The organism is Arthrobacter sp. RT-1 (genome assembly GCF_003367205.1).
In the GTDB taxonomy this organism is placed as follows: Bacteria; Actinomycetota; Actinomycetes; order Actinomycetales; family Micrococcaceae; genus Arthrobacter.
On record NZ_QRGQ01000004.1, the window covers coordinates 1 to 12923 of the forward strand.

A 12923-nucleotide genomic window follows, 5' to 3' on the forward strand; every position below is an offset into this window, starting at 1 on the left:
GCGCCGCCGTCGAACCCCTCCTCGACAGCGGGAAAGCCAGGCTCGCCGGCGCCGAAACCCTCGTGGTTTCGGACTGACGCTTCGTCCGGGCCCCGCCCAACCAGGTAGCGCCAAGTGTCGTTGTGGACCTCCACAAGGACACTTGGCGCTCCCTACTTTCGGGGGGTCCGACGGCGGCCCCTGGCGGCGTCCTGGGCGTCCAGCGCCTGCCGCTCGGCTTCGGACGGCGCGCCGCCGCCCAGGTGACGCGGCATCCACCAGGCACCGGGCTCCGGTTTCAGCGGGAAGTCCGCGATGCAGGCATCGACGCCCGCCTGCAGCGTGCGGCGCAGGAGTTCGGTTTCGCGGTCCGCGTCCACACCAGTCGGGAACCGGAGCGGTTCGCCGTAATGCACCCGGACCGGTGCACGCCATGCCCTCCGCGGGGAAAACCGCTGCCCCCGTGTCAAGAGCCGGTGCGCGCCCCACACCGAGACCGGGAGGACGGGGACGCCTGCTTCGGCTGCCATTCGTACGGCACCTGTTTTGCACTCCCGGACCATGAAGCTCCTGCTCACTCCCGCTTCCGGAAACACGGCCAGGTATTCGCCGTTCCTGAGCCTGGCCACCGCCTCGTCAAAAGCGCCGGCGCGTTCGGTGTACCCCACCACCACGCTGTTTGTAGCACTGATAGCCGGGCCTGCCAGCCAGTGGTCGGCCGCCCCCTGATGGATCATGAAGCGCATGTGGGCGCGGGAATGCTTCCACAGGACCAGTTCGGACGCCGCGAAGTCCAGGTAGCCAAAGTGCGTGATGGCAAAGACGGCGCCGGAGCCGGGCACCACAGTCCGCGCGATGCCATGGCGCAGGCCGGGTGCCGGCACATGTTCCAGCCCGGTGGGAAGGATGGTGATCCGGAACGCCCACCGGAGGACCTGGCCCAGGCGGACAATCAGCCGGTAGAAACGGTCACTGGGCGGCGGATGCCATGGCATGCATGTCTCCAGCTGTTCGGGGAATCCGGGTTTCAGGCCCGTCTGGGGCCAATGAAGAGTCGCCAGGAAGGCGTTCCGGGTAAACGGCTCACAGGGTCACCTGGACGGACGATTCAGGCAGGAGTTGCCCGAAGGCGCGGGGCGGCCGGACAGTGGCGCCGGTGCTTTCGCTGAACGCCTTGATGACGAACCCGGTGGCCAGGATCTGCCACAAACGGACCTTGCGGAGCATGAAGTGGCCAGCCCCTTTCAACGCCACGTACTGCATGCTGGCCGCTGCCTCTGAGCCCCGCCGCGCGAACGCCAGCGACTGGGACGGGCTGGTCCACCGGTCCAGGGTCCCGTGCACGATCAGGACCTTCCTGCCGGCGACCCCTGAGGTCGGCGTTTGCGGGCTGAGCCAGGGAGCCAGCGCCACCACCGCTTCCACCTGGGGATGGCCGGCGGCGCAAACAGCCGTCAGCCCGCCCATGGAATGGCCCACCAGGAATACGGGCACGCCGGGATGCTGCTCTTCGATCTGCCGCAGCGCCCACCGGGCGTCCTGCACCGGGGACATGTCCGGCCCGTTCCACCCGCGGACGCTGTTGCGCAGCGACCAGACCGCCAGCCCATGTTTCCGCCCGACGCGGTGCAGGTGCCTCGCGAAGGGCACCATACGGGCCGGGCTCAGGTGCAGGGCTTCCACCGGTTCGCGGCTATGGGACTTGCCGCCGTGGAGCACCAGGGCCACGCCCCTGGTGGGACCGGAGGCCTCAAGCACACTCAGCACGGCCTGGTGGCCGGGTGCCGGGGGGACGCCGCCGGAGGGCAGTTTGCTGCTGTCTTCAGCGCTTCGGTTGGTCACGCCTGGTACCTCCCAATGATCCATTTATCAACCCTACGGTGCCGGACGTAGAGTTCAACGTATGAGGTTTCACTGCTGATGGGCGCCGGCCATTCCCACGCTTCTACAGGTCATTCGGAGCCGACGCCGCAGGCGATGGCTGCCCGGAGGAAGGCCAACCGGATCCTGGCAGCGGTGCTCATTCCCATCACCCTGCTGACCCTGGCCGGGATGGCCATGCTCTGGCCCTCCGGAAGCAAGGAAGGCATCTCGCTGGCCAACCCGTACTCGGCTGCCCCTGGAGTGACCTTCGATACGGGCACCATCCAAAGCGTGGTGACGGAAAACTGCATGCAAGGCGCCAGCCAGCAGAACCAAACGCCCCAGGCCCAGGACGGGCAGGCGCCCACCCAAAGCCCGGGCCAGCAGGGATCGGACTGCACCTTCGCCTTCACCGAACCGGACAAGGGCGGCAGCCCCGTCAAAGTGGTCATCAACCCGGACGTCGCCAAGTCCCACGGCGTCAAGCCCGGGGACCAGATCCGCTACCTGAACCTGTCCAATGCCCAGGGCGCCTCGGCCTCGCAGGGTTCGCCCGCCTACATCTTCGTGGACTTTGTGCGGACCCTGCCCATCGTGCTGCTGGCCCTGCTGTACGCAGCCGTGGTCATCGCCGTGGCGCGGTGGCGGGGCTTCCGCGCGCTCGTCGGGCTGGTCGGCGCCTACTTCGTGCTGGCCAGCTTCATGCTTCCGGGCCTCGTGGAAGGGAAGCCGCCCCTGCTGCTGGCGCTGGTGGGGTCCACCGTGATCATGATCGGGGTCCTGTACTTCGCCCACGGATTCTCGGCCCGGACCTCCACCGCGCTGCTGGGCACCATCTTCGGCCTGGGCATTACGGCGCTCCTGGCCGCCTGGGCCACGAATGCCGCCAACCTCGCGGGCGTGGGCAACCACGACGCCACCACCCTGGTCAACACCTCAGCCAACATCTCCATCTCCGGCGTGATCCTGTGCGGGCTCATTATCTCCGGCCTGGGCGTCCTGAACGACGTCACCATCACCCAGTCCTCCGCCGTGTGGGAACTGTACGAACTGGCCCCGGGCAGCAGCGCGCGGAAGCTGTTCACCTCCGCCATGCGGATTGGCCGCGACCACATCGCCTCCACGGTCTACACCATTGCCTTCGCGTACGCCGGTGCGGCGCTGCCCATCCTCATCATCGTGATGCTCTACGACCGGCCGCTGGGGGAGACGCTGACCAGCGCAGAGCTCTCCGAAGAAGTCATCAGGACGCTCGTCGGCTCCATCGGGCTGGTCCTGGCCATCCCGGTAACCACCCTCATCGCGGTGCTGGTGGTCAAGGCGACCGGCATCAACGCCGGTGCAGCCGCCGCCGAAGCCCCTGCCCCGGCCTCGGGCGGCGGATCCCAGCCACGCGGTGCCAGTGCACAAGATGCCAGTGCACTGCATGCCGGCACCGGCCACAGCCTGGACGATGTCGCGGACACCGGTGTGCTCGCAGCCGCGGCGTTGGAAGGACGGGCCCGGCGCGTTGCCGCACAACCAGGCGCCGCTGCAGGTGCCGGCGCCGGTGAAGGTCCGGGTGCCGCTCAACGTCTGGACTCGGCTGATGGTCAGGAGGGCGCGCCGCTTACCCGCCGCGGCCGCCGGGCCGCTGCTGACCGGGAACGCCCCTGACCGCGAACGCCGCTGACCGCGAATGCCACTGACCGGACGGGCGCTCTCCAGCCCCCTGACCGAGCACCGCTAACCCAGGCCGGTGGAGGCCATCCGGGTCGGGCCACCCGATTTGTCCGGCTTTGCAACAATGGAATGGTGACTGTTGCAGCAACTACTCCCGCTCCCAAGCTGGAACTCCCGCCCCTGAAGCTGGGTCCCATCACCGTGGACACGCCGGTGATCCTGGCACCCATGGCCGGGATCACCAACTCTGCCTTCCGCAGGCTCTGCCGTGAATACGGCGGCGGCATGTACGTGGCGGAGATGGTTACCTCCCGCGCGTTGGTGGAGCGGACCCCCGAGTCCCTTCGCATCATTTCCCACGACGACGACGAGAAGGTCCGGTCCGTCCAGCTGTACGGCGTGGATCCGGTGACGGTGGGCCAGGCAGTGCGGATGCTTGTGGAGGAGGACAGGGCGGACCACATCGACCTGAACTTCGGCTGCCCCGTCCCCAAGGTCACCCGGCGCGGCGGCGGATCCGCCCTGCCCTGGAAGATCGACCTCTTCACGTCCATCGTCCAGACTGCCGTGAAGGAAGCCTCCAGGGGCAACATCCCGCTGACCATCAAGATGCGCAAGGGCATTGACGAGGACCACCTGACGTACCTCGACGCCGGCCGCATCGCCCGCGATTCCGGCGTCGCCGCCGTCGCGCTTCACGGCCGCACCGCCGCCCAGTTCTACTCGGGCCAAGCGGACTGGTCCGCCATCGCGCGGCTCCGCGAAGCCCTCCCGGATATCCCGGTGCTGGGCAACGGCGACATCTGGTCGGCGGAGGACGCCGTCCGGATGGTCCGCGAAACCGGGGTGGACGGCGTGGTGGTGGGCCGAGGCTGCCAGGGCCGGCCGTGGCTGTTCGGCGATCTGCAGGCGGCGTTCGAAGGCAGCGACACCCGCTTCCGGCCCAACCTGCGCCAGGTGGCCGAGGGCGTCTACCGCCATGCCGAGCTGATGGTGGAGACCTTCGGCGACGAAGGCAAGGCGCTGCGCGAGATCCGCAAGCACATCGCCTGGTACTTCAAGGGCTACGTGGTGGGCGGAGAGCTGCGCACCCGGCTGGCGCTGGTGACCAGCCTCGAAGTGCTGCGCGATACCCTGGCCGAACTGGACCTTGACTCGCCGTATCCGGGCGGTGACGCGGAGGGCCCGCGCGGCCGTGCCGGATCACCCAAGAAGCCCGCCCTGCCCAAGGACTGGCTGGAGTCCCGTGCCCTGAACGACGACCAGTCCAGGGACATTTCGGCAGCAGAGCTGGACGTCTCCGGTGGCTGAGGCGCGCACGGCCGCGCCGGTGCTGCCCGGTTACGATGCCGACGATTCCGCCCGCTGGGTGGAGGAGCCGCCGAAAAGCACGTACCGCTCCGATTTTGAGCGGGACCGCGCCCGCGTCCTGCATTCTTCCGCCCTGCGCCGGCTGGGTGCCAAAACCCAGGTGGTGGCCCCGGATACCGACGACTTCGTCCGGACCCGGCTGACCCACAGCCTGGAGGTGGCGCAGGTGGGCCGCGAACTCGGCCGCGCCCTGGGCTGCGACCCCGACGTGGTGGATACCGCCTGCCTGAGCCACGACCTCGGGCACCCGCCCTTCGGCCACAACGGGGAGTCGGCGCTGAACGAGGTGGCGCATGCCATCGGCGGGTTCGAGGGCAACGCCCAGACCCTGCGGCTGCTGACCCGACTGGAGCCCAAGGTGCTGACGGCGGATGGCCTGCCCGCCGGGCTGAACCTCACCCGGGCGAGCCTGGACGCGGCCGCCAAATACCCCTGGTCCGCACTGGAAGCCCCGGTCATCCACGGCCAGCGGACCAGCAAGTTCGGCGCCTACGAGGATGACCTGCCCATCTTCACCTGGATCCGGCAGGGCGCCCCCGAGCGCCGGTCCTGCCTGGAAGCACAGGTGATGGACCTCGCGGACGACATTTCGTACTCGGTCCACGACGTGGAGGACGCGATCGTCGCCGGCCACTTCCAGCTCCGCTGGATGGACAACCCTGACCACCGCGCCCGTGTTGTGGGCTACGCCAAGCAGTGGTACCTGCCGCACAACGACCCCGCCGCCATTGACGCCGCGTTGGCCCGTCTGGAAGCCACCGATGTGTGGGTGCGGGAGGCGGACGGCAGCCGCAAATCCATGGCCGCCCTGAAGAACATGACCAGCCAGCTGATCGGCCGGTTCTGCCAGAGCGCCCTCGAAACTACCCGTGCTGTGTACGGCCCCGGCCGGCTCACGCGCTACAACGCCGAGCTCATGGTCCCGGATGAAACGGTGATGGAAATCGCCGTCATGAAGGGTCTGGCCACCACGTTCGTGATGACCACGGAGCACCGGCAGCCCATTTACGAACGCCAGCGCGAGGTGCTCCACGCCCTGGTGACCGCCCTGAGCGCCACCGGTGACCGGCACCTGGAGCCCATGTTCGCTGCCGACTGGCGGGACGCCCCCGACGACGGCGCCCGGCTGCGTGTGGTGATCGACCAGGTGGCCTCCCTCACGGACGGTTCCGCCCTGGCCTTGTACGAGCGCCTGGTGGGGAGCCTGCCGTCGCTGTGGTGATGCGCACTGTGGTGAGGAACGCCATAAGGCGGCTTCCGCCGTCGTACCCCCGCATTAGGATTGCTCTGTGGCTGGGCTGATCAAACGCGAAGATATTGACGAAGTACGCCAGCGCACGGACATCAAGGAAGTGGTTGACGGCTATGTCACGCTCAAGGGTGCCGGGCTGGGGACCTTCAAGGGCCTGTGCCCGTTCCACGACGAGCGCTCGCCGTCGTTCACCGTCCGTCCCCAGGTGGGCCGTTACCACTGCTTTGGCTGTGGTGAGGACGGCGATGTCATTGCCTTCGTCCAGAAGCAGGACCACAGCTCCTTCCAGGAGGCCGTGGAGAAACTTGCCGCACGCATCGGTTACGAGCTCCGGTACGAGGACGGCGGCACCGGCCCCAACCGCGAGGAGGTGGGGCGCCGGCAGCGGCTGCTGGACGCCCACAAAATCGCGGACGAATTCTTCCGCGCCCAGCTGCTGACGCCGGGCGCGGCGGAGGCACGGACCTTCCTGCACGGCCGCGGCTTCGACCGGGCCGCAGCGGAACACTTCGGCTGCGGCTACGCCCCCCAGGGCTGGGACGCCCTCCTCAAGCACCTCCGCGGCCGCGGCTTCACCGACGCCGAACTGAAGCTCACGGGCATGTTCTCCGAGGGCAACCGCGGCATCTACGACCGCTTCCGCGGCCGCCTCATCTGGCCCATCAAGGACATCGCCGGGGACACCATCGGCTTTGGTGCCCGCAAGCTCTACGAGGACGACCAGGGGCCCAAGTACCTCAACACCCCCGAGACCGCCCTGTACAAAAAATCCCAGGTCCTCTACGGCATTGACCTCGCCAAGCGCAGCATCGCCAAGGACCGCCAGCTGGTGGTGGTGGAGGGCTACACCGACGTGATGGCGTGCCACCTGGCAGGAATCACGACGGCGGTGGCCACCTGCGGCACCGCGTTCGGCACCGAGCACATCAAGATTGCCCGGCGGCTGCTCTCCGACGACGGCACCGGGGGAGAGGTGGTGTTCACTTTCGACGGCGACGCCGCCGGCCAGAAGGCCGCGCTGCGGGCCTTCGAGGAAGACCAGCGCTTCACCGCGCAGACGTACGTGGCGGTGGAACCCACAGGTGCCGATCCCTGCGACCTGCGCCAAAGCAGGGGCGACGAAGCCGTTCATGCCCTGGTGCAGTCCCGCCGGCCCCTGTTCGAATTCGCCATCCGCACCACCCTGAAACAGTTCAACCTGGACACCGTGGAGGGGCGGGTGCAGGGCCTGAAAGCCTCTGTGCCGGTGGTGGCGGGCATCCGTGACGCTTCCACCCGGACGGGCTACTGCCAGGAGCTCACAGGCTGGCTGGGGATGCCGGATCCCAACGAGGTGCTGAGGCTCGTCAACGCCGCCGTGAAACGCGGTGACCAGGGAGGGGCTCCTGCCGCCGCTCCCCGGACGTCCGCTCCGACCGCCCAAGCCGGCGGGCCAGGCGTTGCCACAGGGCCGGCGTCGGGCGCTGTTCCTTCCTTCCACCGGCCCGACCCGCGGGACCCTGTCGCCTCCATGGAGCGCCAGGCGCTCGAAGTGGCCCTCCAGGAGCCCGCACTGCTGGGCGGCGGGGTCTGGGAGCGGTTTGCCGCTGCCCGGTTCGCCACGCCGGCGTTCCAGGCCGTCCACGATGCCATGCGCGCCACCGGCGCGGGCCTGGTGAACGATCCGGTGCGGTGGGTGGAGCACGTGATGCACGAGGTTCCCGAGCCCCTGCGGCCGCTGGTGTCCGAGCTCGCGGTGGTGCCGCTGCCGGCAAGCACGGAGGAGGCGGTGCAGAAGTACTGCCGGGACATCCTCTCCCGGCTCTTCGAGTTGCAGATCACCAGGGTCAAGGCGGACAAGATGGGGCAGCTGCAGCGGCTGGACCCTGCGGCGGACCCGGAAACCTACCAGCGGCTCAACCGTGAGCTGATGATGCTGGAGATGGAACGCCGGGCACTGCGGGCGGAGGCCTAGCCCCCGTGTCCGGCCCCTCCGCAAAGCGCCGATTTCATTTCCCGGGCAGGTGTTTGCTAGGCTAATACCCGCTTCATTCCTCCTTAGCTCAATTGGCAGAGCATTCGACTGTTAATCGAAGGGTTGCTGGTTCAAGTCCAGCAGGAGGAGCGCACAATCCCCGTTCCGGCCTCCGGAACGGGGATTTTTTTATCCCCGCGAACGGCAATCCGGTCCGCAAATCCGCCGATTTCACATTCGCCGGAATCCTTTGCTAATGTCATACCTGCTTCATTCCTCCTTAGCTCAATTGGCAGAGCATTCGACTGTTAATCGAAGGGTTGCTGGTTCAAGTCCAGCAGGAGGAGCCAGCCGGAAAATCCCCGTTCCTCAGCCATGAGGAACGGGGATTTTTTCTTGCCGCCCATCCTCCCGGCAGTGACTCTTCTCATGAGCTGTGCCCGGGAGCATGATGGGGGAGGGCGGGTGCTGGTGCCGTGCCGCGGACAGGGGCGGATGATGACAGGTACAGCGAAGCGCCGGGCGATAGTTATCGGCGCGGGCATTGGCGGGCTCACTGCCGGGCTGGCGCTGGCCGGCAAGGGCTGGGACGTCCAGGTCCTGGAGCGGACGGCGGCCCTCCGGCCCGTGGGGTACGCCCTGATCATGGCCCCGAACGCGCAGCGGGCCCTTGACGCCATCCCCGGCGGCATCGTGGAACAGATCCATTCCCTTGCCACCTTGCAGGGCGAGAGCGGCATCCGGACCGCGCGGGGCGGCTGGTTGTCCCGCAACGACGCCTCCCTGGCCGAGGAGCGGTACGGCCATCCGGCAGTGGTGCTGCGCCGCGCCGAGCTCGTGGAGATGCTGGCCGCCAACCTTCCGCCTGGCTCGCTGCGGCTCGGGACACCGGTTGCCGGCCTGGATGCAGACACAGGTGAGGTCACCCTTGAAACAGGGGAAGTGCTGTGCGGCGACGTGCTGGTCGCGGCGGATGGCATCCACTCGGCAGCCAGGGCAGCGCTCTTTCCCGGGTGTCCCGGACCGGTGTTTGCCGGATTAACGGCCTGGCAGGCGCTGGTGCCTTCGGCCGGCATCGACTACCAGGTGGGCACCACGTGGAGCCGCGGCGGAGAGTTCGGCATGCTGCCGATGAAGGACGGGCGGCTGTACGTCTTTGCCGAGGCGGCGGCGGATGAACCGATGCCGCGGCGGACCGGGGCCGAGGAGAAGGCCGAACTGGTGCGCCGGTTTGGCGGCCTGCGTCCCCCTGTTCCGGAAGTCATCAGGCGGATCGATGAAGAGGCGGTCCTGCGCGCCGACATCCACTCAATGCAGGTACCGCTGCCGGCCTTCCACCGTGGCAGGGCAGCAATTCTGGGCGATGCAGCGCACGCCATGGCTCCGAACCTGGGGCAGGGGGCTTGCCAGGCCATTGAGGATGCCGTCACCCTCGCGTACGTCCTCGACAGGTCCGGCAGCATCGCGCAAGGACTGGCGGACTACACCGCAGCCCGGATGCCGAGGACCTCACTCATTGTCCGCCGGTCCTCGCAGGTTGCCCGGTTCGCCACGATGCGGAACCCGGCCGGGCAAGTGCTCCGGAATGGAGTGCTGCGGGCCATGGGACTGTTCGGCAGCTCCGCTGCGCTCCGCCAGGCAGATTTCGTGATGCGCTGGGACCACCCGGCTGTGGCGGTTCGTCCCCGGCCGCCGCAGTGAGGTGCGGGGGCCCGGTGCCGGTTTCCTGACGGGCTGGCTCCGGTTTCCTGACGGGCTTCAGACGAAGTCCATTTCCACCTGCAGGAACCTCTCGGCTTCCACAATGGCGGCCTGGAAAGCTTCCTTTTCGGTGGGGGACTTCCGGGGCTGGCGCGGGTTCCATTCGTGCGGTGCCGAGTGGATCCGGACGAACCCGGTGTCCGGGGGCGCGTAGAAGATTCCAAAGCGCTGCACCGGCCATTCCGGGGAGGTCTCCGGGGCCACGAGCAGGGCGGCGTTGAAGGCGGGATTGAACCATTGGGCGATGGGCCGTCGGCGGTCCTCGGTGAAGAGCCCGGCGGCGTAGAGCGCGGCAGACTGCTCGCCGGTCTGGGCGCACAGCCGGTCCCACCACAGTGGCAGAATTCCGGCATCGCACCGTTGCCATGTGGCCGGAAGCGGCTGTGGATCCTGCCAGCTGGGCACAGACATTATTTTATCGCGGCAAGGGCTTTGCGCGGCAGATGGAGCGGCGCGGCGCCGCGGCTGGTGCAGGCGTCAGCGGCGCTTCCAGGGGCCCGGGTTGACCCGGTACAGCAATGCCGCGCCGGCCACCGCTCCCAGCGCGATGCCCAGGGCAGGGTTTCCCAGTGCCCGCCCCGCAAAGTAGCCGACGACGGCGCCAAGCACCGCGCCGAGGAAGAGTCCCCTTCCGTTCCGGTGCGGCTTGCGCTTCTTCCTTCCATGCAATGAATCGCCGGTCATTGGGTTGCCCGCTCCTTAATGGCCCTGTTCCTTGAGAACCCTGCTCCTTGATGGCCGTGTTCCTTGATGCCCTGTTCAGTGGATGGACGGCACGGTGCGCGGGCGGACCACGAGCCAGAGGGCTGCGATGGCCAGCAGGATACAGGCTGCCTGCACCGCTCCCATGGGCGTGGCGCTGGTGATGCCCAGCCAGCCCACCACCGGCGAGATCAGGCCGGCCATCATGAAGGTGGCGGCACCCAGCAGGGAGGCGGCGGTTCCGGCCTGGGAGGCGTGGCTGGCGAGGGCCAGCACCTGGACGCAGGGGAACATAAAACCGGTGCCCATGATGTAGAACCACAGTGGAACCATCACGCCCCACAGGCCCAGGCCCAGCTGGTCGAACAGCACGATCAGCATTGCCATCAGGAACATCCAGGCCGTGGCGCCGGCCAGGATCCACTGCGGCGGCACCCTCCTGATCAGCCGCGAACTGGTTTGTACGCCCGCCACGATGCCCAGGGAGTTGATCCCGAACAGCAGCCCGTACTCCTGCGCCGAGAATCCGAACACGTCCTGGAAGAGGAAAGGAGAGGCGGACAGATAGGTGAAGAGGCCGCCGAAGTTCAGCCCTGCCACCAAAAGGAGACCCACAAAGATCCGGTCGCTGAAAAGGACCTTGTAGCGCTGCCGGGCCGTCATGCCGCTTTGCCCACGCTTTTCCGGCGGGAGGGTCTCGCGGACCAGGAACAGCGCGGCAATGATGACCAGGGTGCCGTAGGAGGCCAGGAAGACAAAGATCCCGGGCCAGGCCATCACCAGCAGCAGCTGGGATCCGATCACGGGCGCCAGGATGGGTGCCAGGCCGTTGACCAGGCTCATGCGGGAGAACATCCGCACCATGGCGTAGCCGGAGAACAGGTCCCGGACCATGGCCATTGCCACCACGCCGCCTCCGGCCGCGCCGATACCCATCAGGACGCGGAAGATGCCCAGGGTGGTGATGTCAGTGGACAGCGCCGCTCCCAGCGACGCCGCGATGTGCAGTGCCGTCGCCAGGATCAGCGGGTTGCGCCTGCCGAATTTGTCGCTGAAGGGGCCCACCACCAGCTGGCCGAACGCGAACCCCAGGGTGGTCCCGGCGAGGGTGAGCTGGACCTGGGCCTCGGTCACGCCAAGGCTCGCCTCCAGCGCCGGGAACGCCGGCAGGTACAGGTCGATCGTGAACGGCCCCAGGGCGGTCAGCGCGCCGAGAAGGAGAATGTACAGAAGTTTCCGGCGTCGGGTCAGCAAGTCGCCTGGATTGGAGGGAGTGGTCACGGATTACCATCCTAGGCCCGGCACCATCTATTTTTTCAGCGTTGTAGGCCGTGCCGTCCGGCAAGCCCCGAAGTTCGGCCTGAACCTGAATGGTAGTTTTGGGGCGGGGACTGTGCCGAGGCACTTTTCCCGCAGCATATGGAAGCCGGATCGACCATAACCAGTAAGGCGGAACCGATGAGCGGACGTCACAGCGGGCGGACCAGCCCGGGATTGCGCATCACCGCGCTGCCCAGGACGCTTAAACTCCTTTTCCGGCTGGCCCCGCGCCAGCTGAACGATGAGATCGCCTTCGCCAAGATTGAGCTCAAGCGCAAAGGCATCCAGCTCGGAGTAGCGGCCGCCTTCTTCGCCGTCGCCCTGGTCTTCCTCGTCTTCCTGGTGGTCGGACTCATCGTCGCGGCCATCATGGGACTGGCCACCATCATGCCCGCCTGGCTGGCCGCCCTCCTGGTGTCAGCGGCCTTCCTGCTGATCGCCCTCATCGGCGGCCTGATCGGCTTCCGCAAATTCAAGAAGGCCATGCCACTGATGCCGGAGGAAACCATCCGGGGCATCAGGCACGATATCGGTATTGCCAAGGAAGGTTCGGCCTTCAACCCTGCGGTCCTTGACCCGAACACCCCCGAAGCGAAAGCTGCCAAGGCCGCCAGGGAAGAGGCCGCGGCCAAGGCCAAGGCGGAGAAGGCGGCCAAGACAGCCGAGCACGACAAGGAATACCCGCACGCCTCCGAACCCGAGCTCGCACGCCGCCTCAACCAGCGGCGCCACCACCTCACCGACGTCCGCGACGAACTCGGCACCGAACTGGACGTCAAGACCCAGGCGCAGTACCTGCTCGCGGCCGCCCAGGGCAAACTGCGCCAGGGCCAGGCCATCGCAGGGCGCGGCATGGACGCGGCCAGCGAACGGCTGGCCACCCTGGCCGCATCCACCGAGGGGCTGCAGAAACGCTGGAGGCCGCTGGCAGCTTTGGCTGCCGCAGGCACCGTTCTGGTGGTCCTGCTCCGTAAGCTTCTTCGAACCTACTAGCACGGGTTTGCCAGGGCTGCCGGCCGCCAGCACGCCCGGGCACAACCGCAGGACTGATGCAGCAAG

The 12923-nt window shown here is 67.7% G+C and carries 11 protein-coding genes and 2 tRNA genes; 8 read left to right on the forward strand and 5 right to left on the reverse strand.

Going from position 1 to position 12923, the window contains the following annotated elements:
- Positions 1-152 precede the first annotated feature (152 nt).
- Positions 153-974 carry a 1-acyl-sn-glycerol-3-phosphate acyltransferase gene (locus tag DXK94_RS05070; protein WP_115524122.1) on the reverse strand — a complete coding sequence of 274 codons (822 nt, stop codon included), beginning with the start codon at positions 972-974 and terminating at the stop codon, positions 153-155.
- A gap of 88 nt (positions 975-1062) precedes the next feature.
- On the reverse strand, positions 1063-1788 hold the full coding sequence (locus DXK94_RS05075) for an alpha/beta hydrolase (protein WP_395928294.1): 726 nt from the start codon (positions 1786-1788) through the stop codon (positions 1063-1065).
- A 168-nt stretch (positions 1789-1956) separates the two neighbouring features.
- Between DXK94_RS05075 and DXK94_RS05080 the strand changes: the two genes are divergently transcribed.
- The 7 genes from DXK94_RS05080 (at position 1957) to DXK94_RS05110 (ending at position 9782) form a co-directional block, all read left to right on the forward strand.
- Positions 1957-3498 carry a YibE/F family protein gene (locus DXK94_RS05080; protein ID WP_115524124.1) on the forward strand — a complete coding sequence of 514 codons (1542 nt, stop codon included), beginning with the start codon at positions 1957-1959 and terminating at the stop codon, positions 3496-3498.
- A 138-nt stretch (positions 3499-3636) separates the two neighbouring features.
- Positions 3637-4815: a tRNA dihydrouridine synthase DusB gene (gene dusB, locus DXK94_RS05085; RefSeq protein WP_079595562.1), complete on the forward strand. Its 1179-nt coding sequence runs from the start codon at positions 3637-3639 to the stop codon at positions 4813-4815.
- Positions 4808-6097 (forward strand): deoxyguanosinetriphosphate triphosphohydrolase, encoded by a 1290-nt coding sequence (locus DXK94_RS05090; protein ID WP_079595561.1) that lies wholly within the window; start codon positions 4808-4810, stop codon positions 6095-6097. Before dusB ends, DXK94_RS05090 begins: the two co-directional genes overlap by 8 nt.
- A gap of 67 nt (positions 6098-6164) precedes the next feature.
- Positions 6165-8081: a DNA primase gene (dnaG, locus tag DXK94_RS05095; protein WP_115524125.1), complete on the forward strand. Its 1917-nt coding sequence runs from the start codon at positions 6165-6167 to the stop codon at positions 8079-8081.
- A gap of 77 nt (positions 8082-8158) precedes the next feature.
- Positions 8159-8231 (forward strand) — tRNA-Asn (locus DXK94_RS05100).
- Positions 8232-8355: 124 nt separating this feature from the next.
- A tRNA-Asn gene (locus DXK94_RS05105) sits at positions 8356-8431 on the forward strand.
- Positions 8432-8576: 145 nt separating this feature from the next.
- The gene (locus DXK94_RS05110) at positions 8577-9782 is read left to right on the forward strand and encodes an FAD-dependent monooxygenase (protein ID WP_220272956.1); all 1206 of its coding nucleotides are present in this window, start codon (positions 8577-8579) and stop codon (positions 9780-9782) included.
- A 57-nt stretch (positions 9783-9839) separates the two neighbouring features.
- Here the strand turns inward: DXK94_RS05110 and DXK94_RS05115 are convergent, their stop codons facing one another.
- The 3 genes from DXK94_RS05115 to DXK94_RS05125 form a co-directional block, all read right to left on the reverse strand.
- Positions 9840-10247, reverse strand: a complete 408-nt coding sequence (locus DXK94_RS05115; protein WP_115524126.1) for a hypothetical protein — start codon at positions 10245-10247, stop codon at positions 9840-9842.
- 72 nt (positions 10248-10319) lie between these two features.
- Complete coding sequence (locus tag DXK94_RS05120; RefSeq protein ID WP_115524127.1) at positions 10320-10526, reverse strand: hypothetical protein; 207 nt, start codon at positions 10524-10526, stop codon at positions 10320-10322.
- Between the two features lie 75 nt (positions 10527-10601).
- Entirely contained in the window at positions 10602-11825 is a 1224-nt protein-coding gene (locus tag DXK94_RS05125; protein WP_115524128.1) for a multidrug effflux MFS transporter, read from the reverse strand.
- Between the two features lie 177 nt (positions 11826-12002).
- Here DXK94_RS05125 and DXK94_RS05130 point away from each other — a divergent pair, with 177 nt between their 5' ends.
- Complete coding sequence (locus tag DXK94_RS05130; protein WP_115524129.1) at positions 12003-12857, forward strand: phage holin family protein; 855 nt, start codon at positions 12003-12005, stop codon at positions 12855-12857.
- Positions 12858-12923: the final 66 nt, after the last annotated feature.